Annotated in this window: 27 protein-coding genes and 1 pseudogene; 16 read left to right on the top strand and 12 right to left on the bottom strand. The window is 45.0% G+C overall.

From position 1 onward, the window contains the following. Positions 1-21: 21 nt before the first annotated feature. The 3 genes from minD to M5J74_RS09270 form a co-directional block, all read right to left on the bottom strand. On the bottom strand, positions 22-828 hold the full coding sequence (gene minD, locus M5J74_RS09280) for a septum site-determining protein MinD (RefSeq protein ID WP_015153839.1): 807 nt from the start codon (positions 826-828) through the stop codon (positions 22-24). Further along, positions 825-1,616 (bottom strand): septum site-determining protein MinC, encoded by a 792-nt coding sequence (minC, locus tag M5J74_RS09275; protein WP_250016382.1) that lies wholly within the window; start codon positions 1,614-1,616, stop codon positions 825-827. The genes minD and minC overlap by 4 nt, the downstream gene beginning before the upstream one ends. 98 nt (positions 1,617-1,714) lie before the next feature. Then, positions 1,715-1,939: a hypothetical protein gene (locus M5J74_RS09270; protein ID WP_250016380.1), complete on the bottom strand. Its 225-nt coding sequence runs from the start codon at positions 1,937-1,939 to the stop codon at positions 1,715-1,717. Positions 1,940-1,963: 24 nt separating this feature from the next. On the opposite strand from M5J74_RS09270, the pseudogene M5J74_RS33380 reads away from it, so the two are divergent. The 7 genes and pseudogenes from M5J74_RS33380 (at position 1,964) to M5J74_RS09240 (ending at position 7,031) form a co-directional block, all read left to right on the top strand. Next, positions 1,964-3,033: pseudogene (locus M5J74_RS33380) on the top strand (AI-2E family transporter). Continuing rightward, positions 3,030-3,821 carry an alpha/beta fold hydrolase gene (locus M5J74_RS09260; protein WP_015153836.1) on the top strand — a complete coding sequence of 264 codons (792 nt, stop codon included), beginning with the start codon at positions 3,030-3,032 and terminating at the stop codon, positions 3,819-3,821. The pseudogene M5J74_RS33380 and the gene M5J74_RS09260 overlap by 4 nt, the downstream one beginning before the upstream one ends. Positions 3,822-3,994: 173 nt before the next feature. Beyond that, positions 3,995-4,426: a DUF6335 family protein gene (locus M5J74_RS09255; protein WP_015153835.1), complete on the top strand. Its 432-nt coding sequence runs from the start codon at positions 3,995-3,997 to the stop codon at positions 4,424-4,426. Positions 4,427-4,457: 31 nt separating this feature from the next. Next, on the top strand, positions 4,458-5,264 hold the full coding sequence (locus M5J74_RS09250) for a PD-(D/E)XK nuclease family protein (RefSeq protein ID WP_371934022.1): 807 nt from the start codon (positions 4,458-4,460) through the stop codon (positions 5,262-5,264). A gap of 96 nt (positions 5,265-5,360) precedes the next feature. Further along, positions 5,361-5,474 (top strand): MGMT family protein, encoded by a 114-nt coding sequence (locus M5J74_RS33375; RefSeq protein ID WP_199197710.1) that lies wholly within the window; start codon positions 5,361-5,363, stop codon positions 5,472-5,474. Between the two features lie 25 nt (positions 5,475-5,499). Then, on the top strand, positions 5,500-5,661 hold the full coding sequence (locus M5J74_RS33370; RefSeq protein WP_199197711.1) for a hypothetical protein: 162 nt from the start codon (positions 5,500-5,502) through the stop codon (positions 5,659-5,661). Continuing rightward, entirely contained in the window at positions 5,658-7,031 is a 1,374-nt protein-coding gene (locus M5J74_RS09240; protein WP_250016376.1) for a glutamine synthetase family protein, read from the top strand. Before M5J74_RS33370 ends, M5J74_RS09240 begins: the two co-directional genes overlap by 4 nt. A gap of 63 nt (positions 7,032-7,094) precedes the next feature. Here M5J74_RS09240 and M5J74_RS09235 read toward each other — a convergent pair whose 3' ends face one another. Next, entirely contained in the window at positions 7,095-7,778 is a 684-nt protein-coding gene (locus tag M5J74_RS09235; RefSeq protein ID WP_250016374.1) for a hypothetical protein, read from the bottom strand. 269 nt (positions 7,779-8,047) lie between these two features. On the opposite strand from M5J74_RS09235, the gene M5J74_RS09230 reads away from it, so the two are divergent. Further along, positions 8,048-8,557, top strand: coding sequence for an allophycocyanin subunit beta (locus tag M5J74_RS09230; RefSeq protein ID WP_015153831.1), 510 nt, complete (start codon positions 8,048-8,050; stop codon positions 8,555-8,557). Between the two features lie 25 nt (positions 8,558-8,582). Here M5J74_RS09230 and M5J74_RS09225 read toward each other — a convergent pair whose 3' ends face one another. Further along, the gene (locus tag M5J74_RS09225; RefSeq protein ID WP_015153830.1) at positions 8,583-9,821 is read right to left on the bottom strand and encodes a DUF445 domain-containing protein; all 1,239 of its coding nucleotides are present in this window, start codon (positions 9,819-9,821) and stop codon (positions 8,583-8,585) included. 174 nt (positions 9,822-9,995) lie between these two features. Further along, the gene (gene ubiE, locus M5J74_RS09220; protein ID WP_250016372.1) at positions 9,996-10,688 is read right to left on the bottom strand and encodes a bifunctional demethylmenaquinone methyltransferase/2-methoxy-6-polyprenyl-1,4-benzoquinol methylase UbiE; all 693 of its coding nucleotides are present in this window, start codon (positions 10,686-10,688) and stop codon (positions 9,996-9,998) included. A gap of 317 nt (positions 10,689-11,005) precedes the next feature. Between ubiE and M5J74_RS09215 the strand changes: the two genes are divergently transcribed. Further along, the gene (locus M5J74_RS09215; protein ID WP_015153828.1) at positions 11,006-12,067 is read left to right on the top strand and encodes a RuBisCO accumulation factor 1; all 1,062 of its coding nucleotides are present in this window, start codon (positions 11,006-11,008) and stop codon (positions 12,065-12,067) included. Between the two features lie 252 nt (positions 12,068-12,319). On the opposite strand, the gene thrS is transcribed toward M5J74_RS09215, so the two are convergent. Next, on the bottom strand, positions 12,320-14,176 hold the full coding sequence (gene thrS / locus M5J74_RS09210; protein WP_015153827.1) for a threonine--tRNA ligase: 1,857 nt from the start codon (positions 14,174-14,176) through the stop codon (positions 12,320-12,322). Positions 14,177-14,432: 256 nt separating this feature from the next. Here thrS and M5J74_RS09205 point away from each other — a divergent pair, with 256 nt between their 5' ends. From M5J74_RS09205 to M5J74_RS09195, 3 genes are all read left to right on the top strand, one after another. Then, the gene (locus tag M5J74_RS09205; protein WP_015153826.1) at positions 14,433-14,768 is read left to right on the top strand and encodes a DUF2605 domain-containing protein; all 336 of its coding nucleotides are present in this window, start codon (positions 14,433-14,435) and stop codon (positions 14,766-14,768) included. A gap of 189 nt (positions 14,769-14,957) precedes the next feature. Continuing rightward, on the top strand, positions 14,958-15,284 hold the full coding sequence (locus M5J74_RS09200; protein WP_106169280.1) for a DUF2973 domain-containing protein: 327 nt from the start codon (positions 14,958-14,960) through the stop codon (positions 15,282-15,284). A gap of 596 nt (positions 15,285-15,880) precedes the next feature. Next, positions 15,881-16,411 (top strand): hypothetical protein, encoded by a 531-nt coding sequence (locus M5J74_RS09195; RefSeq protein WP_250016371.1) that lies wholly within the window; start codon positions 15,881-15,883, stop codon positions 16,409-16,411. 71 nt (positions 16,412-16,482) lie between these two features. Here the strand turns inward: M5J74_RS09195 and M5J74_RS09190 are convergent, their stop codons facing one another. Further along, complete coding sequence (locus tag M5J74_RS09190; protein ID WP_250016369.1) at positions 16,483-17,133, bottom strand: hypothetical protein; 651 nt, start codon at positions 17,131-17,133, stop codon at positions 16,483-16,485. Between the two features lie 488 nt (positions 17,134-17,621). Between M5J74_RS09190 and M5J74_RS09185 the strand changes: the two genes are divergently transcribed. Beyond that, complete coding sequence (locus M5J74_RS09185) at positions 17,622-18,251, top strand: DUF1802 family protein (RefSeq protein WP_250016367.1); 630 nt, start codon at positions 17,622-17,624, stop codon at positions 18,249-18,251. On the opposite strand, the gene M5J74_RS09180 is transcribed toward M5J74_RS09185, so the two are convergent. The 3 genes from M5J74_RS09180 to M5J74_RS09170 all read right to left on the bottom strand — a co-directional run bounded on the left by M5J74_RS09180 (position 18,185) and on the right by M5J74_RS09170 (position 20,557). After that, positions 18,185-19,252 carry a WD40 repeat domain-containing protein gene (locus M5J74_RS09180; protein WP_250016366.1) on the bottom strand — a complete coding sequence of 356 codons (1,068 nt, stop codon included), beginning with the start codon at positions 19,250-19,252 and terminating at the stop codon, positions 18,185-18,187. The two genes, M5J74_RS09185 and M5J74_RS09180, sit on opposite strands and share 67 nt — an antisense overlap. A 94-nt stretch (positions 19,253-19,346) precedes the next feature. Next, a complete protein-coding gene (locus tag M5J74_RS09175; RefSeq protein ID WP_250016364.1) occupies positions 19,347-19,598 on the bottom strand; it encodes a hypothetical protein in 252 nt (83 codons plus the stop codon). Next, positions 19,586-20,557, bottom strand: a complete 972-nt coding sequence (locus M5J74_RS09170) for a GTP-binding protein (RefSeq protein WP_015153820.1) — start codon at positions 20,555-20,557, stop codon at positions 19,586-19,588. The genes M5J74_RS09175 and M5J74_RS09170 overlap by 13 nt, the downstream gene beginning before the upstream one ends. Before the next feature lie 857 nt (positions 20,558-21,414). On the opposite strand from M5J74_RS09170, the gene M5J74_RS09165 reads away from it, so the two are divergent. From M5J74_RS09165 to M5J74_RS09155, 3 genes are read left to right on the top strand one after another with little or no spacing between them, the layout of a single operon-like run. After that, complete coding sequence (locus M5J74_RS09165; protein ID WP_250016362.1) at positions 21,415-22,863, top strand: ATPase domain-containing protein; 1,449 nt, start codon at positions 21,415-21,417, stop codon at positions 22,861-22,863. Further along, entirely contained in the window at positions 22,856-23,227 is a 372-nt protein-coding gene (locus M5J74_RS09160; protein ID WP_250016360.1) for a response regulator, read from the top strand. The genes M5J74_RS09165 and M5J74_RS09160 overlap by 8 nt, the downstream gene beginning before the upstream one ends. A 38-nt stretch (positions 23,228-23,265) precedes the next feature. Further along, positions 23,266-24,822 carry an ATP-binding protein gene (locus M5J74_RS09155; RefSeq protein WP_250016358.1) on the top strand — a complete coding sequence of 519 codons (1,557 nt, stop codon included), beginning with the start codon at positions 23,266-23,268 and terminating at the stop codon, positions 24,820-24,822. Here M5J74_RS09155 and M5J74_RS09150 read toward each other — a convergent pair. Beyond that, positions 24,819-25,730, bottom strand: coding sequence for an alpha/beta fold hydrolase (locus M5J74_RS09150; protein ID WP_250016357.1), 912 nt, complete (start codon positions 25,728-25,730; stop codon positions 24,819-24,821). The two genes, M5J74_RS09155 and M5J74_RS09150, sit on opposite strands and share 4 nt — an antisense overlap. Between the last annotated feature and the right edge of the window lie 46 nt (positions 25,731-25,776).

Here is a 25,776-nt window from a genome sequence, read left to right as displayed (position 1 = left end):
TGCAGGTTGTTAAATTGGGGCTTAAATTAGTTTCGTCCACAACAATTTGCGCAGACGAGAAAGAAAACCCTCATGCACGGGATGGAGATCGAGAAATTCGATTTTTTCGCCTTCTAATCGGCGGGCAATATTATCAAATGCCTTACCAGCTAGGGTAGGGTCTTCAGCTAAAACCAGGGGTTCGCCTCTATTAGTGGAAACGATCACGCGCTCGTCTTCTGGGACTACGCCTAATAGGGGAATGCCCAAAAGTTCCTGCACGTCCTGCACTGACATCATATCATTCATTTGCACCATCGCGGGGCGCAGGCGGTTGACGATTAACTGAATCTGCTTGACTCCGTTCGCCTCCAATAGACCGACTACGCGATCGGCATCGCGGACTGCGGCGATTTCTGGTGTAGTGACAATGATTGCTTCTTGCGCTGCCACGATCGCATTTTTGAAGCCCGTTTCAATTCCGGCTGGGCAGTCTATAACTATGTACTCATAACTTTTGGTCAAAGTCCCCACCAGTTGTTTCATCTGTTCTGGGGTTACTGCCTCTTTGGTACGATTTTGGGCGGCTGGTAGCAGGACTAGTTTTGGTTCGCGTTTATCTTTAACTAGGGCTTGTTCTAAACGACATTCTCCAGTGACAACTTCAACGGCAGTGTAGACTATCCTGTTTTCTAGACCTAGCAGTAAGTCTAAATTACGCAGCCCGAAATCCGCATCGACTAGGACAACCGTGCGCCCCATGCGGGCTAGTGCCATGCCAATGTTGGCTGTGAAGGTAGTCTTACCCACCCCTCCTTTTCCAGATGTTGTGACGATGATGCGAGTCATGGCTTAGATATAAACTGGGACTTAGAAAAATCAGCGGCTTTTGTGATGCGGATGCCTTCGGGTGTAACGTAGGCAACTTCAGGATAAAACCGATCTGGTATCGTTGTTGGCGCTCTAGCTACAGAATCGGCAATTCTTAACTGCGTGGGTTCCATTTGCAGGGCAACAATTAGGCATTTAGAATTACCGCTGGCTCCTGCGTGGGCAACTCCCCGCAATCGCCCCCAGACTAAAATGTCTCCATCGGCAATGACGTTTCCACCTGGGTTAAGATCGCCCAAAATCACGACCGTACCAGGGTGGCGAATTTCCGTCCCCGATCGCACGGTCATTTGTAAGTACAGCGGTTCTGCTAAAGGCACGGGCGATGCTGCCGGGAGTTGATTGATTGCCGATACTGGTGGGGCTTGTTGCTCGACGCAATAACCAGCGGTAGCGGCGGCTACAGCAGTTTGACGGCGCGTCGTACAGACACGTCGCAGTTGCAATTGGACTTCCCACAAGGCATCAGCGATCGCCTTCAGTTGTCTGCCATCCAGCAACCGATCCGCTGCCATGAGATCGACAGTCGTATTTGGTTGCCAGAAGCGATCGCCTCCCTGCAACCGTTGTTTTAACTGTATCCAAAGATCCGACCAGTTGAGCGCCGAGGGTTCTCCTTCTGCTGGTAGCGTTAACACCAGCCGTCCTTCCTCACTTTTGAGGCGAACTTGTAAACTAGCGATCGCCTCTGGGGAAGGCGCAGTAATAGTTGGAACTAGTTCTGAATGGGCAGAATCAGATGTCATGTAGTATCAGGTCAGCAGAGGCACGCGAACCGACTTACCAAATATCCATATATCCATAACATATTAAATGGATTGGGGCGGAAAACTTTTTAGGGAAGTTAATAATTGTCATTTCGTTGATAATTATTCTCCCTTGTCCCCCCTGTCTTCCTTGTCCCCCTTGTCCCCCCTGTCTTCCTTGTCCCCCTTGTCCCCCTTGTCCCCCTTGTCCCCTTGTCCCCCTTGTCCTCCTTGTCCTCCTTGTCCCCCTGTGCTCCCTTCCCCCTAAGGAGGAAGACACCGATCGCGGCAAGGGCATACAGTAACAGCAAAATTGCTGGCAATAGCCAAAAAATGGAGGCGGTGCTGTGCGGATCGGGCAATGGATTGGTTTTCTCGCCCTGATTATCTCTCTCTACGTTCTGTGGCAACTGCGACAAGTTGTTTTGCTCATATTCGCTGCTGTTGTCTTGGCAACGGTTCTCAACCGAGTCGTGCGGTTGCTTCAGCGCTATCGTATCCAGCGCGGGATTGCCATAGCAATTACGGTTATTGCCTTACTCGCGATCGTGGCTGGGATTTTCGCGATCGTCGTGCCGCGCATTGTAGAGCAATTGCAACAGTTGGTAAAGCTCCTGCCAGAAATATCGGATCGGGTGCTTGGCTGGTATAACTGGGTACGCAGCTTAATTCCCGGACGAGTTTTAGAAGCCGCCCCACCCTTGAGCAATCTGACTCAACAACTTCAGTCTTTTGTAGGGGAATATTAGGTAACTTTGTCACCGTGTTGAATAACTCTTTGGCAGCGGTGGTGAATTTCCTCCTATTTTTTGTCCTCACGATTATGCTGCTACTCAATCCCGTCCCCTATCGCCGCACGTTGATTCTTGCTTTTCCTGCTTTCTATCGTCGTCGAGTGGACGAAATTCTTTCAGAATGCGAAGACTCTTTAGTTGGTTGGATTAAAGGCACTCTCTTTGCAATGGTAGGGATTGGAGTCGTCTCTTTTATTGGATTATCTCTTTTAGGAGTTCCATTACCTTTAGTGAATGCTTTAATAGCAGGCTTATTGGAATTTATTCCTAACGTGGGACCTACTTTAAGCGTCATTCCTCCGGTTTTGCTGGCACTTTTAGACGCTCCTTGGAAAGCTGGAGCGGTTATTGTTTTATATCTAGCAATTCAGCAGTTTGAAAGTTTAGTACTCGTACCAATAATCATGCAACGGGAAGTTTCTTTGTTACCCGTATTCACTATTCTTGCTGTCGTTGTATTTGCCAGTTTGTTCGGCTTTTTAGGCTTATTTCTTGCTATTCCATTATTAATCGTGACTCAAATTTGGTTAAAAGAAGTTTTGGTTAAAGATATTCTCAACCGATGGCAAGGAGAAAAAGAAAGTAAGGAAGACAAAGAAACAAGAGGACAAGTTGAAATATGAGTGCTAAAACTTTAAATCATTTTGTTGACTATCGCATCCAAGTGCAAGATTGCAGCATTTTTTATCAGCAAAGCGTTCGGCATTCTTCAACTCCCATTCTGTTTTTACATGGCTGGGGAATCTCATCCGAGCCTTACCAAGAAGTTTTAGAACTCATCGCCGAACAACACGCTGTCATCGCTCCCGATTTACCTAGTTTTGCTCGTTCCTCCTACCACAATCTAATTTCTGATTACCACAGCTATGCAAAATTCATTGTTTCATTCTTAGAAGCACTAAATCTTCCACAAGTGCATCTGGTGGGACACTCGTTAGGTGGAGGAATTGCCATTACTTTAGCTACTCTCATTCCAGAGCGGGTAAAAAGTCTGGTTTTATTAGATAGCACGGGAATTCCATCTGTATCTATTCCAGAAATTGTACCGCGTCGAGCAATTGAGATGACCGCTCAAATTTCTATTCCCAAGCTAAAGTTACAGTTTTTTGATATTCCTAAAGTCTTTACTCATAATCTCTTATTTAATACTGGAAATATTATTTATGCCTTACTCATTTCATTGTATCAAGACTCGACACATTTATTACCTAGTATTAAAGCCCCTTGCTTAATATTATGGTCGGAGAAAGATCTAACTACACCATTATCTGTAGCACGAGACATGGCTAATCTCATTCCAAATTCCACGCTAACTATTGTTAAAGAAGGTTATCATGAATGGATGCTTTGGCATCCCGAAAAACTTGCATCGATCGCGCTTGATTTTATTAAGCAAGTTGAGTTAGATTGAGGCGATCGCCTGTTAGTTTAATGACAAATGACAAGCGACAAATGACAAATGACAAATGACAGCCATAACGCTAAGTATTACAAATTACTGAGAGCTGGCATAGTTAGGGTTAAAATTGTAAGTATCAAGAGACAGAGAACCATCTCTTATCTAGGCTGCAAGGAGCGAGTCTTATGGCAGGTACAAATCCTTCTGATGCAGTCAACCCTTCATCAAAGCCATCAGTTGAAAATGAAGAGTTGTTATTAGCAGATCTCATTGGTACGGACAATATCGACATAGTCTTCGAGGAATTGAGCGATCGCGACGCGGAAATCGGTACGATTCTGAAACGTTTGAAAAATCCATCGATCTATGGTGAAGACGTGACGGGCGGCGATCTTGACGATGATTGGTATCAAGCCGAGGTTGTCGGTGAAGAAGCAGTTGGGGGAGACAATCCCACTCCCGATCAAAGCGTGACTGAGAATCTGTTGCATTCAATGGGGATTACCTCAATAGACGGACAGCCAGTAGAAACCTGGAAAAATTTGCAGCAACGCGATCTCGAACGCTGGGAACTCAACCCTGAATCGTCAGAAGATTATCGGGAACACGGAGAATAATTTGAATCAAATCGCCTGCGATCGCACTATGATGCGTCTATCTCAAGGACAACTCAACTTGCTAGAACGTTGCCCGCGTCAATTTCAACATACCTATTTAGATCTATTCGGTTCGCCTACGACATCGGAACAACAAGAAAGACAAGCTTGGGGAAGTCGGTTTCACTTGCTGATGCAACAGCGAGAATTGGGCTTGCCAATTGAATCTTTAGTGCAGGAAGACATCCAGTTACAACACTGGATGAATGCCTTTGCGACTGCTGCACCAGAAATTTTAAATCTAGATGCAAATCGGCAGATTTTTCGCGAAAGCGAACATTACCGCACGCTGCAAGTGCAAGATTATTTATTATCGGTTATTTACGACTTATTAATCGCAGACGATCGCCAAGCCCAAATTTTCGACTGGAAGACAAACCCCAAATTACCAAAAAAAGCTCAGCTCGAAAAGAATTGGCAGACAAAGCTATATTTATATGTCTTAGCCGCAACCAGCGACTACCTACCAGAACAGATTTCGATGACTTATTGGTATGTCCCATCTTCTTTAGAAGTAGCGCAGCCAAAATCGTTACAACAAATTAAATTTACCTACAGTCAAGCCAAACACGAAAAAACAGCTAAAGAATTACAGCAGTTATTACATAGATTTACCTATTGGTTGAAATGCTACGAACTAGGCGAACCATTTCCGCAAATTCCAGAGGGAAATAAAAACTGCGAATATTGTCAATTTGCCACTCGTTGCCAGCGCGATCGCGATCGCGACGATTCAGCAGCTAGCAGTCAAAATTGGTTGCCCGATTTAGTAGATATTCCAGAAGTTTCTCTTGGTTGAGATTTAACCCCATCTATTACAACTAGCCGATGCACGAATACGTCAAAGGTAGAATCTTTAACAAATTATCTCAGTGGTCGTTCGCTCTTCCCCGATTTGCCTTATGATGTCAAAGCTACTGCATTTCAACTGCAAGTTTGGCAGGCGCTACAAACCATTCCCATTGGTACGACCGTAACATACAGCGATATTACCCGCAGTATCGGGTAGCCAACTGCCATCCGCGCCGTTGTCCGTGCCTGTGCGACTAACCCAATTGCCCTCATTTTTACCTGTCATTCGGGTAGTTACTACAGGTAGTTTAGAAGGCGATCGCTGGGGAATTACCTGCAAGCAAGCACTACTGGAGTTAGAGCAAAGGTATTCAAAGCAACAGTATACGGAACCTCAAAAATGAATTTCCACGGCAATGCAGGAAGCGCCATGATGCAAGACACGATTTATAAAACCTTACAGGCAAGTAGGGTGCAATTTATTCGTATTCTCTGGTGCGACAATGCCAATATCATTCGTGGCAAAGCAATACACATCGGCGCGTTATCTCAGCTAGTGGATTATGGAGTCGGCATTAGTGCGGCACAGCAAGCGGTTCCCGTGATGCACGACGCGGTAGTGGCGGAAACGGGGTTGAGTCCTGTAGGTGAAATTCGCCTAATCCCAGATTGGAATACCTTGAGCGTACTGCCTTATTCTACAGGTCACGCTCGCGCGATTGGCGATATGATGCAAGATGGCATTCCTTGGGCTTACTGTCCGCGAGACTTTTTGAAACGAGCGATCGCGGCAGCGCAAGAAGCAGGGATAGAGGTGATGGCAGCGTTTGAAAATGAATTTTATCTACTCCATCCCGCTGAGAATGGATTGGGAGTAGAACCAGGCGATCGCACGGTCTTTGCTTCTACTTTCGCGATGGATGCTAATTTAGCAGTTATTAACGAAATTGCTGAAGCCCTCCTCGCCCAAAATATCCCTGTAGAACAGTACCATCCCGAATCTGGTGGCGGACAACATGAAATTTCAGTGCGTTACACCCGCGCTTTGTCAGCAGCAGATTACCAAATTGCTTTTCGGGAAACCGTGCGTGCAGTAGCATTGCGCCACAAACTCAAAGCCTCGTTTCTACCAAAAATCTTTGCCGAACAAGCGGGTAGTGGTTGTCACCTGCACCTGAGTCTCTGGCAAGATGGTAAAAATCTGATTTCCGACACTGGGAACGCGCCTGGAATCTCAAAAATTGCCCGTGCTTTTATTGCTGGCATTTTGGAGCATTTACCCGCCTTGATGGCACTGACTACCCCTAGTATCAACTCCTATCGTCGCATTCGCCCTCACTCCTGGAGTGGGGCTTTTCGCACTTGGGGATACGACAACCGCGAAGCCGCGATCCGAGTCCCTAGCGATCCTGCAAGTCCCAGTCCGACGCAGATTGAAATCAAAACTGTTGATGCTTCTGCCAATCCCTACATCGCTCTAGGCGCAGTCATCACCGCTGGATTGGACGGCGTGCGTCGTCAACTCGAACCAAAAGAGGCGATCCCAGTTGACCCAGGATCTATGTCCCAATCGGAACGAGCAGCGAAGGGAATTGATGCCCTACCAACAAATCTAGGTGAGGCGATCGCCAATCTCCAAACCGATAAAGTTCTCCTTGATGCTTTAGGCAAAGAACTCGCTCAAGCATACATTGCCGTCCGTCTGGCTGAGTGGGAAGCCATGAAAGATTGGGCGTTGAAAGAAGAAGTAAAGTTGTTATTGGAAAGATATTAAGGAAGTCAAAAGTCAAAAGTTCAAAGTCAAAAGTTCAAAGTAGGGTGGACAATGCCCACTTTACTAACTTTGAAATATGCTTTTATCAATATTTGAAAAGACTTCGTGCTGAAAATTTTTGGGAATATCTTCTGTAGCAATTTGATTTGAGCTAAGAATTGATAGAGCTTCGCGCATCAACTCGTTTTGCTCTTGATTAAGCAGGGCTAACTTAGCAGAAATTTCTAATAGTCGCTGGTGTTGGTCGGTATAATTTGTTTGCGCGTCTGATGTCGGTACGACGTGCATTTGATGCATGTTTCTTCGATTAGATTTTAGGCTAAATCGAGCGAATAATTTATGCAGCGATCGCCAGCTCATTTGAATTAAAAAATACCCTAATTTCAGCGGCATTTGTAATACGGACAAACAGAACTTTTCAAGCAAGCGTCCGATAGATTTAATTAAACTCCAGGCAATCGCAATGACAAATAACAGTATAATTACACTTATAATGGGGTGTTCTGTTGCCCAATTCAGAACTTGTAGCGATCTCTCTACGGTTGGATGTGCTTCTAACCAACTCTGAAACACAGTCGCCTGCGTGGAGGCAATCGGTGCGATCGCCTGATCTGCTAGACTGCCAGCAGCATCTTGAGTTGTGGTAGTTATCCGCGCGATCGTATGGCTAAAAGTATCGCCAGCCGCAGCTACCCAATCTTTTGTTCGCTCCAGAATTGAAGTGCCATTTTCTGCTTGAGATCTCATCCTCAACAATCTCCTGCGATCGTGCTATCTCAAGCCTATCTCTGCCAACTCATTTTGAGCAGATGGCATAAATTTGTAGAGAGTCACTATGCAGCTACGCTACAGATGAATACCAATAATCTCATTATAGTTAGAGCAAAATAGTTAGAGCAGATCGTTATGGTAGACTCAATCCTAAGACCCAATTTTTAGAACGATATATCACTCTTTTAGCTTCAGGTTTCCAGCGGAATAGTTGTTTTAATATAAACGTTTCGGAGAGGAATCTAATGCAAGATAAATTAACAAGCGTAGCCAAGAATTGCGATTTAACGGGTAGTTCTTTAAATCGCGAGGTTGTTGAGACTCTGAAAGAGTTTCTAGCTGATGGTGAGAAACGGGTACAGGTAGCAGGCGTTATTGGTTCCAATGCAGCTGAGATTGTCAAAACAGCAGTTAGTCTATTATTCCAAGAATATCCAGAGCTAGTTAGTCCAGGTGGCAATGCTTACACAACACGCCGCTACAATATGTACGTGCGAGATATGAACTACTTCTTGCGATATTGTAGCTATGCGATCGTGGCTGGAGATGCTAGCGTCTTAGACGAACGATTGCTGGCTGGTTTGCGAGATACGTTCAACTCTCTAGGAATCCCTTTAGGTCCCACTGCTCGAAGTATCCAGCTGATGAAAAATATCGTCAAAGAAAAGTTAGTGACGGCTGGAATGACTAACATTACGTTTGTCGATGAACCATTCGATTACGTCGTGCGTGAGATTAGCGAAACGGAAATTTAGCAAAGTGTGGTGGGCAATGCCCACCCTACTGAATTTGTTGGAAAAATAACAATCCGGCTTGAAATAGTCCCACGACAAAACCGAGAACACCACCTAAGTTAACAATTGCCTGTAACTCATTTTTGACAATTCCTTCGATCGCAGCTTCTAATTCGGCAGGAGAGGTAGATTTGACGCGATCGATAATTACCTGGTCGATCGATAGAATTGGAAGTGCCTGTGCCACCAAATTTTCTAAATCTTGCTCTAAATAACGCTCCAAAATTAAAGATAACTCTTGACCGATCGCGGTTAGAGAAGAACTGAAAGCAGGAGAGTTACGCAAACGATTGAGCAGCACGCTAGCAGTATTTTCCCAATCAATCGAATCGCTAAATCCTTGAATAAACTCTGGTCCGTGAATTTGAGAATAGCCGATTGCTGTTTCTCGAATTGTATTGCGTAATTGCTTTACAGTAGAAACAGGTAAATTTTGCAACGATAAACTTTTCAACCAAACTTTAAGGCGCTCGCGGACTTGAAGCTCTTGAATTAACTCCTTAATCCGCGCATTCGTAACTTCTCTTTCGTCCAAACAAAACGTTCGCAGGCGCGCCAAAGTGTTACGCAAACCAAATAAGTTAGCAACTACCCAATACGTACCGCTCGTTTTTTCGCGAAAACTCTCATCAATAATTTGAATTGTGCGATCGGTTAAAAGATCGATGACTAACTGCCGAATTGCGTCTGGTGGAAGAACGACTTGCAGCAACCAATCAGCTAACCTCCCCGCTTGCTCGTCGCTGAGTTGAAACTCAAGTAATACCTGGTCGAAAATTTGATTGAGTTGAGTGCCTAAAAACTCTTCTCGTCGCAACAACACCTTAAACAAACGCGGTAAAGATTCCCCAACCAAATCGCGTAAAATTCCCGCCAGAATTTTGGTTGCTCTTTGATCTCTATCAGTACGAACCTGTTCGATCGCCAGTCTTAACAGCCATTCTATCCCTCCTCGCACTCGCTCCGGTTGCAGCAATCGCCGCGTCAACTTCTGCAATTCCTCTGGTGTCAGTAGAGAACCCATGATCGTGTCCGACACCCGCTTTGCCAAGCGTTCTTGGTTGCGAGGAATTAAACCAGGAGTAAAAGGTAATTGTCTTCCGGCAAAATAACGCGCTCGGTAGGGACGAAACAGCATTTTAATGGCTAAATCGTTCGTGAAATAGCCAATAATTGCTCCCGCGATCGGCGGACTAACATAAACCCAGAAATGAGACCAATCCATACAAGCAGGAGATGAGAGTTAGGGAGTGGGAAATGGGGAGTCGTAGGGGCGGGTGCGCGCAAATAGATAGTAACTGAGGCAATGAATTCTCGGTCAAAACCCGCCCGTACAGGAGTCGGGAAAGAGTGTAGTGCGTGTTTTAATTCCGAATTCCGAATTCCGAATTCCGAATTCCTAACCCCATCCCTTAGTTAAGACCAATATCCCCATCATACCGTTGGCAATTGGGTAGTGAGTGGCTGTTGCAAACCCTACTTCTTGCGAGAGTTGAACTTGTGCTTTACCTGAAGGAAATCGATCTAAACTGGGGCTGATATAGGCGTATTCTTCCGTGAGATTGAAGTGACGGGCGGCGGGAACGACGAGATTATCTAAGTACCATTGTTGAAAAGCTCTAAATTGAGGATTTTCAGGGCGATGAAAGTCTAAAATTGCCGCTTTAGCGCCAGGTTTGAGAACTCGATGCAGTTCTTTTAAGCAACAAGGAATATCGATAACGTTGCGCAGTCCATAGCCCATCGTTGCAGCATCAAAATGATTATTGGCAAAAGGTAAATTCAATACATCTGCTTCTACCCAAGAAATCGGGGGTTGGGGATATTGGCTTTGGCTGCGTTGTTGGGCGATCGCCAGCAGTTGCGATGAAAAATCTATCCCGTATACTCGTCCGTTAGCTCCTACTTGACGGGCGAGACGCAGCGCTAAATCGCCGCTACCACAACATAGATCGACACAGGTATCCCCCAAGCTTGCTTGGCTCCACTTAACTGTCATTTGCTTCCAAATGCGGTGCTGACCTAAACTCAGCAAGTCATTTAAGCGATCGTAAACTGGGGCAATGCGATCGAATATCTGTTGAACTTCCATATGAGGGGTGAGGAGTGACGAGTGAGGAGTGAGGGGATAAGGGAGAGGGGGAAGATAAGGGGGATAAGGGGAACAAAATTCAAAATTCAAAATTGGGACAAGGGAGACAAGGAGGACAAGAAGGAGTAGACAAGAGGAAGTAAAAGCTAGTTACTATCCTCTAAATTAGGATAAGGCTGGTTCTGACTAGGCAAACATTTGCACTGCAAGAAATTTTAAATAGGTCAATCTAATAAAACTCTTACATATATAATCAAACAACGGATAATAAACGTTTTGTTCCCTCGCTCCTCACTCCTCGCTCCTCACTCCTCATCATGACTGAATCGCCCTCCAACCAACTCGACATCGAAGCCACGCTGACATCCCTGCGGCAAAAACAAGGTAGTTGGGTGGAATGGGGTCAAGCGATCGCCCAGTTGCAAAAAGCAGGGCAAACACCACAGCAGATCTTTGAAGCGACGGGATTTGAACCAGTGCAACAAAATCAGGTGATTGTAGGCGCGCAGGTTTATACTTCTTTAGAAAAAACAAATGCTTCTGAGGCAGTGCGATCGCGCTTTACTCAAAAAGGCAGCGATATTTTGTACGAACTGCGGTTGCTCAATAATGCAGAACGAGTCGCCGCAGCAGAATTTATCTTGGCTCACAACTTAGATGCGGATATGGCTAAGGAAGTGGCACGGGATATGAAAGAATTTTCTCGCCTGCGTAACTTACCCGAAGGATTTGCCGATCGTCCAGGGGATGCAATTGCTTATCAGTGTTGGCGACTGGCACGACAAAAATCAGATTTACAAGAGCGATCGCGATTAATTGCTAAGGGGCTAAGGTTTGCCGATTCGGATACGGCAAGACAAAAGATCGAACAGTTGCTTGTCGATTTTACCGTCGTTCCCAAGCGTCCGGCTCCAACCATCCCTTTTTATCGTCCAGACTCCGAAGATCAATTACCGCGATTGATTCCAGTTGTTGGGGAAATGCCGTTAAAATCGGCTGAAGTTCAAGCTGTACCAATAGTAGAAGCAGTAGAGCCTTTTCGGATTGTCAAGTTTGCTGGGGAACAGGCTTGGGTAGCCTTACCAGGTTGGCAAACAGTCCGCAGTGCTGAAGATCCGATCGCAATTTTGTGTCAAAGCGATCGCCTCCCCAATCAATCAGCTACAACATCGGAACCAGTTCTAGTCATTGCCGACCGTCACGCTAGAGAATGGGATGTCAATAGTTATTTTGTCTATGATGCAGCGGGGGAAGTTGACTTTGGTTGGTTTGAAACTCAACCAGATGTCAAGTTACTGGGAAAAATTGTTGTTGTCGTGCGTCCCAAGCACATTATTGATGAAGAGTTAACGAAGGATTCTTGGCAGATCGACGAGTAAAAAGTTACGCGCTTGAAGTTGCAGATCTCGATCCCCCCTAGCCCCCAATACGGTTCAGTTAAAAGCGATCGCTCCTCGAAGATCCCCCTAGCCCCCCTTTCAAGGGGGGAAACAAAGCCCCTTTTTTAAGGGGGTTGGGGGATCGAGTCCGATTCAAAAGGGGAAATTTAAAGCCCCCTTTTTAAGGGGGTTGGGGGATCGAGGCTGACGGTGTGTCGTTACCGCTTTTTAATGGGGGCGTAATACTCAGGATTAGAAATTAGTGTAGTTGGCGATCGCCTTTTGCATCCTTTCCAACACCGCAGGGACAGAGATCGTGCCGAGATCTGCCGATGGTTTACCAGCAGTACGAACGCGGAGACTCAAACTATCGGACTCCACTTCTTTCGCCCCTACAACCGCCATGACGGGAATTTTTGCCTTTTCAGCATTGCGGATCATTTTCGGCAAGCGATCGCCACTGGTATCGACTTCTACGCGCATGTTGAGCGATCGCATCTTGTCTGCGACTTCTTTAGCAAACATCAATTGAGCATCGCTGACGGGCATTAATCGAGCTTGGATGGGTGCTAGCCACAAGGGAAAGTCTCCTGCATACTCTTCAATTAAAATCCCAATTAATCTTTCTAACGAGCCGAATGGAGCGCGATGAATCATTACTGGGCGCTGGCGCGTGCCATCCTCTGCAACATATTCCAAGTCAAAGCGTTCGGGTAAGTTGTAATCAACTTGTACCGTACCTAACTGCCATTCCCTTTCCAAAGCATCTTGGAAAATAAAATCGAGCTTGGGACCGTAGAATGCTGCTTCCCCAATTCCTTCAAAGTGGTTCATTTCTAGCTTTTCTACAGCGCGGCGAATTGCTCCTTCAGCTTTTGACCACGCCTCGTCAGAACCAATGTACTTATCCGAAGCCGGATCGCGGAAACTCAGTCTTGCTTTGAAATTTTTCAGTTGCAACTTGTTAAATACCGACAGAATCAAATCCACCACATTGAGAAATTCGCTGTCGAGTTGTTCTGGAGTCACGAATAGGTGAGAATCATCTACCGTAAAACCACGCACCCGCGTCAAACCACCCAATTCACCCGATTGTTCGTAACGGTATACAGTTCCAAACTCTGCCAACCGCATTGGTAATTCGCGATAAGAACGTAATTCGCTCTTGTAAATTTGGATGTGAAACGGGCAGTTCATCGGCTTGAGAACGAAACCCAATTCGTGGGCTGCTGCTTCCTCATTCTCTGCCATCAATGGAAACATATCCTCTTTATATTTCTGCCAGTGACCAGAGGTTTTGAATAAATCGACTCTGGCAATGTGGGGCGTTACCACAGGAAGATAGCCGCGTTTGAGCTGTTCTTGTTTGAGAAAATCTTCTAAAAGACTGCGTAACAGCGTTCCTTTGGGAGTCCACAGAGGTAAACCCGGTCCCACCTCATCGCTAAAGATAAATAGTCCTAGTTCTTTACCTAAGCGGCGATGGTCGCGTCTGAGGGCTTCTTCCTTACGACGCTTGTACTCAGCTAATTGCTGTTCTGATTCCCAAGCCGTGCCGTAAATTCGTTGTAGCTGCGCCTTGGTTTCATCACCGCGCCAGTATGCCCCAGCAACGCTTTCTAACTCAATTGCTTTGGGTTGCAACTCTGCCGTGTTGTTAAGATGGGGTCCAGCACACAAGTCCCACCATTCATCCCCCAAATGGTAGATCGTGATTGGTTCCTGCTTAATATCTGCCAGGATTTCTAGTTTATACGGCTCTTTAATTGCCTGAATCCGCTGTTCGGCTTCCTCGCGGCTGACTTCTTCCCTAATGACAGGCAATTTACGATTGATAATCTTCACCATCTCTTTCTGGATGGCTTTGAGATCTTTTTCTGTAAACGGTTCGGGATTGTCAAAATCGTAGTAAAATCCATTCTCAATCCAGGGTCCAATAGTCACCTGTGCTTTAGGAAATAACTTTTGCACCGCCATCGCCATGACATGAGAGGTAGTGTGGCGAATTTTCTGCAATGTCTCTGATTCACTGGTGCGAGGGAGATAAATTTTTTCCTGCGGTGCTTGTTCCTGCTGTTCCGGTTGACAATGGGATTCTGAACTAGACATTTTAATTACAAAACTATGTTGATGAGACTGTAAACCAATACCGTTTGCCTTCTATTGTAAGGAGTCAGGAGTCGGGAGTGGTAATTGGTAGTTAGTAGTTGGTATTGGCTCCCTCAGCTCCCTCAACCTCCTCAGCTTCCTCAGCTCTCTTTTCTCTGCTCCCTGCTCCCTGCTCCCAGTTACTTCTAATGACAGAATGTAAAGAATCTTGAACTAAGTTAAAATTAGTGGTAGGTTAGTAATCTACTTTTCATTCATGCTTAATCAAAACTTGCCAGAACCTGAGTTGTTAAAAACCTTACTCCAACCGCTACTTGAAGATTTTAAGTATTGGTTCGGGCGATCGCAAACGTTTTTAGAAAATGAGAAAGTTTCATTTTTAGAACCGCAACAGCAATCTGAATTGTTGGCAAGAGTTAAGCAAGCCCAGCAGGAGGTAAGTACAGCACAGCTCATGTTTCAGGCAACTGGGGGACAAGTAGGCATTGACATGGCAACGCTCGTACCCTGGCATCAATTAGTGACAGAATGTTGGAAAGTCGCAATTCGCTTCCGGTCGGAGCAGGCAACACAGCCAGAGGTAGAACTTTAAAGAATTTTATTTAGATAAAGTGTTCCTTGTAATATACATGCTTGACTGAAATATTCTGAGTAGACGATTGTATATCGAAGCAAATTCTGTGATGCTAGAGATAACGGTCAATGCCTTTAGCAAAGCGGTAAAAGTTCGTAAAAACTCGCAAAAAACTGTATAGACTGGCTGGCTTGGAGAAAAAACTCGATGTTACACTTACTTTACATCCTTGCTTTTACTATCCTAGCGTTGATAGCTGTAAGCAATCTAATTCGCAACTTAATTATGTTCAGTTTCGAGCGCGATCGCACGTTTGCTGCACCGCGATCGCCCATGCAAAATAGAGGAAATCTTTCCTATATCTCAAATCGCTCCGTACCTCACCCTGAATTACTGGACGCAGCTGGTAACCCTATCGGAGAACCGCTGTTAGTCATGCGGTCTATTGATGTTGAAGATGCCCGCGCCCAATTAGACGCACTTTATGAGGCTTCTCCTGGTTGTAGTAGCGAAAGCAAGGAGGAAGAAGCATAATTTGAATCAACTCTGTCTGCTTTACATCAAGTAAAAACTTTTTAACTACAAACTTTAACTATATACATCAACTCCTATTTATTCAGGGCAAAGTCCTGCGTGATAAATGGAGTTTTTTTATGGTCATTGGATAGTTAGGAGTGAGGGGCGATCGATTTTGACTTCTGTACAGGCGGGGTTATCAAACAATTTTGAATAGGGCAAATATTTTCAGTGAACCCGCCCCTACAACTTTTGACTGTCTACGCGATCGCAGATATTTTGCATAAGAAACATTTTTATCCTTAACTTTGATGCATGAAATAATTTGAGGAATTAGATATTTGTACTTAATTTCAATCGTAGCTCGGACACCTTAATATCTCTTAACTTCAAGATTGAAATCTCAAAGAAATTAGCGATAAAGCTTATCATTATATTTCAATTCTTCTCTCTACTACTTTGTTCGATCTAAGTTGTTTTTAGCAAGATATAAAAACGAAAAATAAGCCTAACTCTAAGTAGGTGCAACTGGTAATGTTGCCTGTATGACTGAGTGATGGTGGCTAAACAACAGTTAATAACTATCGAACAAAGCGGATTTAGAGGAGGAGCAGATGGTTTTAGTAAAACATAGATGCACCGTGGGTACATTTACAACTCGTCAGGAAGCAGAACAAGCATTTGCCAAATTATATTGTGCGGGTTTTCCTATTAGTCATATTTCTGTAGCCAGTAAAGATGCAGCATTATTGGCAGATTTGAGAGCGGCAATTCAGAGAACTCAAGCTGGCGCACTCGCAACAGAACAAACAGAAAAATCGCCCTGTGCCATGATTGTCGGTAGCACAGTCGGCGCGATCGGTGGTTGTTTAGTAAGTATTGGTATTTTACTGGTACCAGGAGTTGCTCCAACGTTAGCTGTTGGCACGGTAGGAACAACTTTAGCTGCGACTTTATTCGGTACGGGAATTGGATTGGCTTGTGGTGGTGCGATCTCAACCTTAAACTGCGCTGACAGACTGACAGTAAGTCCAAATGTAGAAAGCGATCGCTCTTTCCCACAAGAGTATTTAGTCATCGTAGAAGGCACGGATGCAGAAGCACGCCGCGCCCAGAGAATTTTGACAAATGGGGCTAGCGGTTAGGTAGAATTCGGAATTCGGAATTCGGAATTCGGAATTAAATACTTGTTGACTGACTGCTAGCCGCTAATGTTTTATCGAGGGGTTGTCTGAGAACCACTTTGAGATGGAGTTTTCTTAGAGCCACTGGGCTTGCTGCTAGGGGTCATCTCCGAATCACTAGAACTATTAGGGCTAGTCATGCTACCGCTACCTGGAGTGGTGCTGCTACCCGGAGTCATCGTGCCGCTACCAGAGTTAGAAGGAGTCGTAGTGCCATTGGAATCAGAACCAGTACCCGGATAAGTGGTAGTACCTGGAGTCGTGCTGCTGCCTGGAGTCGTGCTGCTTCCTGGAGTCGTACTGCCAGGATAAGTGGTAGTACCTGGAGTGGTGCTGCTGCCTGGAGTGGTGCTGCTGCCTGGAGTGGTGCTGCTGCCTGGAGTGGTGCTGCTGCCTGGAGTGGTGCTGCCAGGATAAGTGGTAGTACCTGGAGTGGTGCTACTGCCAGGATAAGTGCTACTACCTGGAGTCGTGCTACTGCCTGGTGACATTTCTGTACCAGTAGAAGAACCACTGCCACTACTAGGGCTAGAAGTAGACTGAGCTAAAAACTGTCTGGTATTTCCATCGGAGGAATTAGGTAGAGCAAACGCTGGTAAACCGAGTAAAGCGCTAGCACCAGCAATTCCAAGTAAGCTAAAAAGTTTTGTATTCAAGCTTTTCTTAGTTATATTTCCGCCCATTTTTATTTCCTCACTTGCTGTGGTGTTACAGTCAATAACTTTGTAACTGTCTTGGCAATACTAACAAAGAAATTTCAGTGCTGACGACGATAATTATGATTTCAAATCAGCCAATTTGCTTAAATAATTGAGTCAGAAAATCATCGAAAAACGTTGCTGTGTTTGATTTAGTTCCCAATTGTTTTATAAATTGCTTTAAAGTTATACAGTAGTTTTATTTAGCTGTGCTATCGATCGCCATTCGTCTTGACCAAACCATTACTAGGATGGAGATCGAGAGAAGTACTATGCTGTTCCACAACAAAAAAAAGACCGCATCAGTGAATGCGATCGCAGGTTATGAGAATACTTAATTAGACAATGTTTTCAGGAACTTATCGTCACTTACCCTAGTCGAATTATTGTTTAGCAAATTATTGTTTGAATTGATGGCAGCAACACAATAGAAGTGGTAATTATTAGAGAGGGCAAATTATAGAGATTTACCGATGTTACTAACCACAATCCACGCACTTAAGGAATGGGCGGTTGCTGTTAACGCGATCGAACGGGGCGAAACGATCTTACTATTGCGTAAAGGTGGTATCCGTGAAAGTGGCGGACAATTTCAAGTCGATCGCGACGAGGTTCTGCTTTACCCCACTTACGAACACCAACAGCCCGAATTACTCAAGCCTGAGTATGCTTCGCAAGTGACTCCGGTAGCATCTGGTTGGCATCCTGAGACAATTAAAATCGGCAGTTGGGCAAAGATTACTGATATTGTGCCAGTGTTAGACGAGACAATTGTGAATGCTTTGCTACCGTTCCATGTTTGGAACGAAAAATTTATTCGCGATCGCCTCAAATGGAAACCCCGTCAACCCGTGTATGTCTTACTTTTGCGGGCTTATAAGTTATCCCGATCGCGTCAAATTTCCTATCGTGTTGAATATGGGGGTTGCAGATCGTGGATCGATTTAAATGAAGCGATCGATCTTGAGGCTGCTACACCAGTTTTAGATGATGTCACCTACGAGCAAAAAGTTTCAGAAATTCGGCAGGCGATCGACTATTTACCGCGACCAAATCCAGTTCCCCGCGAAGCTTTTGACCACAGCAACAATTCCCCTGCTTGACTCCCTGCTGCTAATTTTTGCCCTTGAGGATGCCAAGCTAGACAAGATAACCCATCAGTTGCATCGTCGATTAACTGCGCGATACGCTTGGCTTTTTGCCACAAACACAGCCAACCATCAACCGCCGCCGAAGCGAGAAGTAGACTACCAGGTTGAAAGGCGATCGCTTGTACGATATCTGTATGTCGCTGCAACAATCTACTATCCCAGCCTAAATTTTCATCCTCTAGTTTTTCCCATACCACAATCCCTTCAACGCTAGCTGAGGCAAGTAGCGGTGCGTCTCGTTGCGTCTTAATACTTGACCAAGCTAGGTGACGAATCTTACCAGGAAAGCCCCGCATCACCCAGGGATTGGGATTGCCCCATTCTAAAACTGTAATCGTCCGATCCATGTTTCCAGAAGCGATATATTTGCCATCAGGTGACCAAGCGATCGCCAGACTTGCCGATGGTATATCTATAACGTACGGATCGTCATCCCAATCTGTTGCATCCCAAACCTTTGCCCCCTGATATCCCGCGATCGCCAAATACTGTCCATCTGGATGCCAGTCTATTCCTAATACAGAAGAATTCTCAAAATTGAGAGTAACAACAATCTCCTCTGTATTTGCATCCCACACTTGGACGTAGCGCCCCAAACTAAAAGCTAGTTGGTTACTTCTGGGATTCCAAGCCAACTTATCCACCCAAGCAGGAGCATTTTCCAAAGTGGCAATTAATTGGCGATCGCACCAGCGCCAAATTCTAACTCGTCCATCCTGTCCTCCTGTAGCCAGAAATTGCCCGTCATGAGAGAAGGCGAGACAATCAACTGATGTACCACTATTTGTCTGTAGAGGAACGAGTGTTTCCCCATCCCACAGTGTCACCCCTCCCGCCGCGTCGCTAGCAACGATTTGACCGTCACTCGACCAAGCGATCGCGGTGACGTAATCCTCCAGAGTTGTGCATGTATGGAGTTCGAGTAATTGGTTGCTAGTTGTGGGGAATTTCATAATTTAGAAAATTGGTAATGGGTAATGGGTAGTTGGTAGTTGGTAATGGGTAATAGGTAATAGGTAATAGGTAATAGGTAATTGGAATTGGTAATTATTCCCCCTTGTCTCCCTTGTCTCCCTTGTCTCCCCCCTCTCCCTTGTCTCCCCCCTCTCCCTTGTCTCCCCCTCTCCCTTGTCTCCCCCCTCTCCCTTGTCTCCCTTGTCTCCCCCCTCTCCCTTGTCTCCCCCCTCTCCCTTCCCCGATTCCTGTACAGGCGGGTTTAGATAGCGGAACTATTTGTTGTTCGCCAGGATCTTCAAAAAAACCCGCCCCTACGACTCCCGACTCCCTTAAATCAAACAAGCCCGAAAATCTTCTTTCAGCTTGTCTGCATCTAAATTGCGCCCGATAAATACTAATTCGTTTTTTCTTTCGTCGTCAGATTTCCAGGGGCGATCGCGCGTACCTTCAAATAGCATGTGTACCCCCTGAAATACGTAGCGGTGGTCGTCTCCAGCAATATTTAAAATACCTTTCATGCGAAAGATATCGGGTCCCTGTGTTTGCAATAAGTAAGATAACCAATCGTTCAACTTTTGCATATCGAGAGTCCCTGGTTCGACAATGGCAATGGAACCTACAGTTTCATCGTGTTCGTGGGCATCTTCTCCTAAAAAGTTTGGATCGATCTCTAGGGCACGTTTGAGATCGAAGGCTTGCACGCCTAAGAGTGCATCCATACCCAATTCAGAGTTACGGGTGTGGTAGATTTTGGCGATCGCATTCATGCCACGAATTCGCCGTTCCAATTCTGCTAACTCTGTTTCTGAGACTAAATCGATCTTATTGAGCAATATCACGTCGGCAAAAGCAATCTGTTCTTGAGCTTCATCTGCTTCCCAGTGCTGCCAAATGTGCTTGGCATCTACCACTGTTACGACTGCATCTAAAGATAGCTGGGTTTGCATATCTTCATCGACAAAGAATGTCTGAATCACGGGCGCAGGATCGGCTAACCCAGTGGTTTCAATTACCAAATGGTCAAATTTATCGCGCCGCCGCATTAAATTACCAATAATCCGAATTAAGTCACCGCGCACGGTACAGCAGATGCAACCATTATTCATCTCAAAGATTTCTTCGTCTGCATCAATCACCAATTGGTTATCGATTCCTACTTCCCCAAACTCATTGACAATTACAGCTACTTTCTTACCGTGTTCGTGGGTCAGAATGCGATTGAGTAGGGTTGTCTTACCCGATCCGAGATAGCCCGTCAGTACGGTAACGGGGACTACATTATCTGCTGCTGTAGTTACCATAGCTCAACTTGTTTACCTTACATAATTTAGAATGATAACCATTCCTATACAATTTTACAGCCTGACGCGCACTACAATTTGCGCCGTAATTACTGGAGCGAGTAGCAGCCTGCGCTACAGCGACTTAAAATTAAATTTGGGCAGGCGAGCTAAATCTCTCTAACAGATAGAGACAGGGAGACAATTTCATTGTAGGGTGGGCAATGCCCACGATTAACTCAAATTACTATAGCACTCAGGGCGATAATTGTTTTCCAAAAACAATATAACAAAGATAAAATGAAGAAAGCATTCAATACTGGAAATTAAACAACAAATTTAATTCCACTTCAAGTTGTTCAAACAATTAATTAAGCCAGTCATAAAGTTATATAGCAATCCTATTTAATTCATGAACGTGGAGCAGGCTTCTAGCCTGCGGCAGGCTAGAAGCCCACTTTACAAATCATTGAGAACTGCTATATATTGCCTAATTTTAAAGAAAATCGAATATTCTTAGCTCGAATATAGATTTATTAGTCGCCGGGCAATGCCTACCCTACTAAAATCTGAAACCTTCTCACTCAGTAGATGTAAATCTCAGTTGTAGCCATAAATTGAATGACAACAAGTTTAAAAAAACATACGAACTGCTGTAAAGTAATAGAACTCTCTACTTTTAATTCTTATTTTAAGATTTTTTTGATTAAATTTTTATTTAAGGCTAACACATAACAGTTTTCAAAAAGCTAACGATTGTACTATGAAAAAATCTCATTAAAAAAAATGACTTTTAAAGTCTAAAGAATTCAATTAAAATTAAAACTGAAAAAAATCGAACTAGAAAATGGTGGGTACTGATTTGAAGGACTTGAGCAATGAGTGAGCGTATGTCCACAGGCATTTCAGGATTAGACGAAGTGCTGCATGGTGGATTAATTCCAGTTCGAGCTTATCTGGTGCGAGGAGGATCGGGCGCGGGCAAGACAACACTTGGACTCAGTTTTTTGGTTGAAGGCGTTGCTAGCGGTGAAAAGCCGCTGTATATAACTTTAGGGGAATCCGCAGAGCAAATTCGCACAAATGCCGAGCATATAGGTTTTGATACCCAAGGAATTACCTTCCTCGACCTCAGCCCAACATCAGACTTTTTTAGCCAAGTCCAGACTTACGATATTTTCTCGGCGGCGGAAGTCGAACGAGAACCGATGACGCAACAAATTGTAGAGCAGGTGCGATCGCTGCAACCGCAGCGGGTGTTTTTAGATGCGATGACTCAATTTCGCTATTTATCTAGCGATACATTTCAGTTCCGCAAACAAGTGTTGTCGTTTTTGCGGTTTTTATTAGAGAAAGGCGCAACGGTACTATTTTCTTCTGAAGATGGCGGCTCCGCACCAGATGACGATCTACAGTTTATGAGCGATGGAGCAATCCATCTCCATCAAAACTTGGAGGGACGTAGCATCAGCGTTACGAAATTCCGTGGCTCTAACTTTCGATCTGGTTTACATTTTATGCGTTTGACTGACAGAGGTATGGAAGTCTTTCCTCGCCTCCAGCCTGAAGTCCACAAGCGAGAATTTAAGTTAGAGATGATTCCTTCGGGAGTAACAGACTTAGACGAGCTAATGCATGGTGGGATAGAACGGGGAACAGTAACGTTGTTTACGGGTCCAAGTGGAGTTGGCAAGACAACCATCGGACTCCAATTTATGAAAGAAGCCGCAGGACGGGGGGAGCGATCGGTTGTTTATATGTTTGAGGAAGCGATTGATATCATGCTGCATCGTTGCGAAGCCATCAATATTCCAGTTTATGCGATGATGCAGCGACAAACGCTTTCTGTCATCCCGATCGAACCACTCCTCCACAGTCCCGATGAGTTTGCCAATATGGTGCAGCAGGAAGTAGAGCAGAAACAGGCTCGGATCGTGATGATTGATAGCGTTTCTGGTTATCGAATTTCCCTGCGCGGTCGAGATGAGGATTTAGTGACTCACTTGCACGCCCTTTGTAAGTATTTGCAAAATATGGGAGTGACGGTGATTTTAGTGAACGAAACTGAAAGCATTACGGGCAACTTTCGGGCGACGGAAATAGGCATCAGCTACATGACAGATAATATTATTTTTCTGCGTTATTTGGAGATCGAAGGCGAGATCCGCAAAGCAATTGGCGTACTAAAGAAACGGTTGTCTAGTTTTGAAAAAACTCTGCGAGAGCTAGAAGTCACTCGTTACGGAATCAAGCTTGGGCAACCCTTAACTCATTTACACAACATCCTTAGCGGTACTCCCAAATGGATCGATAAAAACGGTGAGTGATGAAAAGCCAATTATACTGAGTGTAGATCGCAACCGTCGTAATTCAGAATTGTTAGCTCAGTTTTTAGGGAAACAGGGATATCAAGTTCTTAGCGCGGCAAGTCAGGCAGAAATCGAGTCCGTGTTAGAAAATACGAATAAGATCGAGTTAGTGTTGTTAGATATTTCTGGGTTCGATCGCCAAATTTGGTCTTTATGCCAACGGTTACAAGAGAAAGCCATTCCCTTCGTCGCGATCGCAGCACCTCATCAAGCTGGAATGCAGCAGGCGTGTCTGGCTCGCGGCGCACTCGGCTTGCTAGTTAAACCATTGACTGCTCAAAACCTATTACAGTTAATTCGCAATCTGCTACAGCGAGCGTGATGATTTTACGATTAACTATTAATGATTAACTATTAACTATGGGTCGAATTCTACTGCTGCTCGAACATCAAGAAAATCGTCGTCTGTTATCGGAGTGGCTAGCACCTCGTTATTCGGTCATTCTACCGGAAGTGGCAGCAAAGATAACTGAGCCAGCAGATTTAGATTCGCAACCCTTTGACCTATGTATCCTCGATGCTAGAGCATTAGACCATTTTTGGGAATGGGTGCAAGCAAAAAGAGCTGCTGAAAAGCCAGTAATTTTACCCTTTTTACTCATAAATACGCGTCAGGATGTAGGATACGCGACTCGGCATTTATGGCAAAGTATCGACGACTTAATTACCAAACCGATTGAAAAAATAGAGTTACAGGCACGGGTAGAAGTTTTACTGCGATCGCGCCAATTTTCACTTCAACTTCAGACCACAAATCAGCAACTTCAGCAACAAATAGTCGCCCGTCAGCAAGCCGAGGCGGGAGAAGAACGAGCGATCGCCGCCCAGCACCAAAGTGAAATCCAGTTTCAGCGCTTAATTAACTCTAATTTAATTGGGGCGATCGCTGCCGATATAGAGGGGAACATTACAGATGCCAATGATGCCTTTTTAAGAATGGTCGGTTATACCCGCGAAGACTTAAAGCAGGGAAAGATCCGTTGGAATGATATGACTCCACCAGAGTATCGCGATCGCGATCGCGATTCGATCGAGGAGTTAAGAAATACGGGTGTTTGTAATGCTTTTGAGAAAGAGTATATTCGAGCTGATGGCAGTCGGGTTCCGGTGCTAATTGGAGTTACTGTGGTAGAACGCTCTCCCCGTTTAAATTGTGTTGCTTTTGTCCTCGACATTACCCAACGCAAGCAAGCAGAAGCTGAAATGCGTAATGCTTTAGAAAAAGAACGCGAATTGAACGAATTGAAATCTCGGTTTGTTTCAATGGTTTCTCATGAGTTTCGCAACCCACTGAATTTGATTTCTGGTACAGCTCAACTGTTGGTTCGCAGCAATAACAAACTATCCGAGCCGAAAAAACAAGAATTGCTCCAACGTCAGCAAGCCGCAGTCAATCGGTTGATCGAACTGTTAGATGATGTACTTACGCTCGGTCGCGCCGAGGTTGGCAAATTAGAGTTTAATCCAATTGAGCTAGAATTAGAAGCATTTTGCCGTCAGTTGGTAGCAGAAATGCAGCTGACAGCTAAAGAAGCACACGCGATCGCACTTGTATCTCCAGGCAAACGTTTCACCGCCAAAGTGGATAAAAAGCTTTTACAGCAGATATTGACCAATTTACTCTCAAATGCAATTAAATATTCACCCCAAGGTGGCGATATCACGCTTGAACTTACTTATCAAGAAAACGAGGCGATTTTCCGTGTCAAAGACGAAGGGATTGGAATTCCTCCCAAGGATCTACAAAGGCTGTTTGAATCGTTTCATCGCGCTAGTAATGTCGGTGGTATTCCTGGGACTGGATTGGGGCTAGCAGTCGTCAAGCAAGCGGTAGAATTGCATCAAGGCGCGATCGCGGTTGAGAGTGAAGAGGAAGTTGGTACTACATTTACAGTTACGCTACCGATGGATCGCTAGAGTAGAAAAGGCAAAACGATCTCTGCTAGTTCGGCGGCATACTCTTCATACAAACCCAGCGAACCTGGTAGTGTCTTTGTCTGGACTCCTGGTAAAGTTGCCAAAGCTTCCATTTCTGCCCGCGACTTGGGTGGAGACTGTTCCCCAATAACGACTAACACGGGTATAGATCCTTGAAACCAATTGAGAAAATCTTCTCGTTGTTGCACCGGATCTAAATTCCCAGTCACGAAAGCAGCTGGAGCAAATCGCGCCCCTGGTTGCTGGGTAATTTTCCATTTTTGTTGAATGAAATCGTCTGTCAGCTTTGTCTTGTCTGCATAGACGTGACTGCCGTACATGTAGCGCAAAAAGCCAGGTGTGGTATTCATCTTATACAAAGCCTGACCGAGAACAGGCGATCGCACGGCTTGCCTCACCGTCCCAGCGACCTGCTTATTGACACCCATTACTGTTAAAGGACCCCGCCAAGTAGGTGCGACGAGGACAATTTTTGAAAAAGCTTGTGGTTGACTGGCTGCCAGTTGCATTGCATAACCAGCAGCATGACCAGCAGCGATAACGATAATCGGAGTTTGAAACGTGCTATTAACAAAGTCTTTTAACAACTGCTGATATAACTCAGGGCGATAGTCGAGTGGAAGGCGAGACGATACGCCAAAGCCAATCCAATCGATCGCTACAGCTTGAAAATGCGGAGATAATAACTTTGCCAGTTGCGCCATTTCTCCTCTAGTAGAAACGGTGCTAAAGGCAGGTAAGAGTAGAACGGGCGTTCCTTGTCCCAGAGTTTCGTAGACCAACTTGAGGGATTGTCCTTGCCAAGACCAAGGAAATTCGCGCACTTCCCCACCCATAACGCTAGCTGGTTGAGTAGAGGATAGATCGGTCGATTGGGTAACAGTCATAAGACAGAATACTAAAAATTATTCTCAACACCTCTATTGTATCGGG

Origin of the sequence: Chroococcidiopsis sp. CCNUC1 (assembly GCF_023546805.1) — a bacterium.
GTDB lineage: Bacteria > Cyanobacteriota > Cyanobacteriia > Cyanobacteriales > Chroococcidiopsidaceae > Chroococcidiopsis > Chroococcidiopsis thermalis.
Note: the sequence above shows the minus strand (reverse complement) of the source record. Positions and strands in the feature narration are given on the sequence as shown.

What these genes read in the sequence shown, in the direction of transcription:
- M5J74_RS09155 (WP_250016358.1), top strand. Translation starts at nt 23,266, where the DNA reads ATGGGTCGAATTCTACTGCTGCTCGAACATCAAGAAAATCGTCGTCTG.
- M5J74_RS09180 (WP_250016366.1), bottom strand. Translation starts at nt 19,252, where the DNA reads ATGAAATTCCCCACAACTAGCAACCAATTACTCGAACTCCATACATGC.
- M5J74_RS09165 (WP_250016362.1), top strand. Translation starts at nt 21,415, where the DNA reads ATGAGTGAGCGTATGTCCACAGGCATTTCAGGATTAGACGAAGTGCTG.
- M5J74_RS09195 (WP_250016371.1), top strand. Translation starts at nt 15,881, where the DNA reads ATGGTTTTAGTAAAACATAGATGCACCGTGGGTACATTTACAACTCGT.
- minD (WP_015153839.1), bottom strand. Translation starts at nt 828, where the DNA reads ATGACTCGCATCATCGTCACAACATCTGGAAAAGGAGGGGTGGGTAAG.
- M5J74_RS09170 (WP_015153820.1), bottom strand. Translation starts at nt 20,557, where the DNA reads ATGGTAACTACAGCAGCAGATAATGTAGTCCCCGTTACCGTACTGACG.
- M5J74_RS09225 (WP_015153830.1), bottom strand. Translation starts at nt 9,821, where the DNA reads ATGGATTGGTCTCATTTCTGGGTTTATGTTAGTCCGCCGATCGCGGGA.
- thrS (WP_015153827.1), bottom strand. Translation starts at nt 14,176, where the DNA reads ATGTCTAGTTCAGAATCCCATTGTCAACCGGAACAGCAGGAACAAGCA.
- M5J74_RS09185 (WP_250016367.1), top strand. Translation starts at nt 17,622, where the DNA reads ATGTTACTAACCACAATCCACGCACTTAAGGAATGGGCGGTTGCTGTT.
- M5J74_RS09190 (WP_250016369.1), bottom strand. Translation starts at nt 17,133, where the DNA reads ATGGGCGGAAATATAACTAAGAAAAGCTTGAATACAAAACTTTTTAGC.
- ubiE (WP_250016372.1), bottom strand. Translation starts at nt 10,688, where the DNA reads ATGGAAGTTCAACAGATATTCGATCGCATTGCCCCAGTTTACGATCGC.
- M5J74_RS09230 (WP_015153831.1), top strand. Translation starts at nt 8,048, where the DNA reads ATGCAAGATAAATTAACAAGCGTAGCCAAGAATTGCGATTTAACGGGT.
- M5J74_RS09205 (WP_015153826.1), top strand. Translation starts at nt 14,433, where the DNA reads ATGCTTAATCAAAACTTGCCAGAACCTGAGTTGTTAAAAACCTTACTC.
- minC (WP_250016382.1), bottom strand. Translation starts at nt 1,616, where the DNA reads ATGACATCTGATTCTGCCCATTCAGAACTAGTTCCAACTATTACTGCG.
- M5J74_RS09215 (WP_015153828.1), top strand. Translation starts at nt 11,006, where the DNA reads ATGACTGAATCGCCCTCCAACCAACTCGACATCGAAGCCACGCTGACA.
- M5J74_RS09235 (WP_250016374.1), bottom strand. Translation starts at nt 7,778, where the DNA reads ATGAGATCTCAAGCAGAAAATGGCACTTCAATTCTGGAGCGAACAAAA.
- M5J74_RS09150 (WP_250016357.1), bottom strand. Translation starts at nt 25,730, where the DNA reads ATGACTGTTACCCAATCGACCGATCTATCCTCTACTCAACCAGCTAGC.
- M5J74_RS09255 (WP_015153835.1), top strand. Translation starts at nt 3,995, where the DNA reads ATGGCAGGTACAAATCCTTCTGATGCAGTCAACCCTTCATCAAAGCCA.
- M5J74_RS09240 (WP_250016376.1), top strand. Translation starts at nt 5,658, where the DNA reads ATGAATTTCCACGGCAATGCAGGAAGCGCCATGATGCAAGACACGATT.
- M5J74_RS09260 (WP_015153836.1), top strand. Translation starts at nt 3,030, where the DNA reads ATGAGTGCTAAAACTTTAAATCATTTTGTTGACTATCGCATCCAAGTG.
- M5J74_RS09250 (WP_371934022.1), top strand. Translation starts at nt 4,458, where the DNA reads ATGCGTCTATCTCAAGGACAACTCAACTTGCTAGAACGTTGCCCGCGT.
- M5J74_RS09200 (WP_106169280.1), top strand. Translation starts at nt 14,958, where the DNA reads ATGTTACACTTACTTTACATCCTTGCTTTTACTATCCTAGCGTTGATA.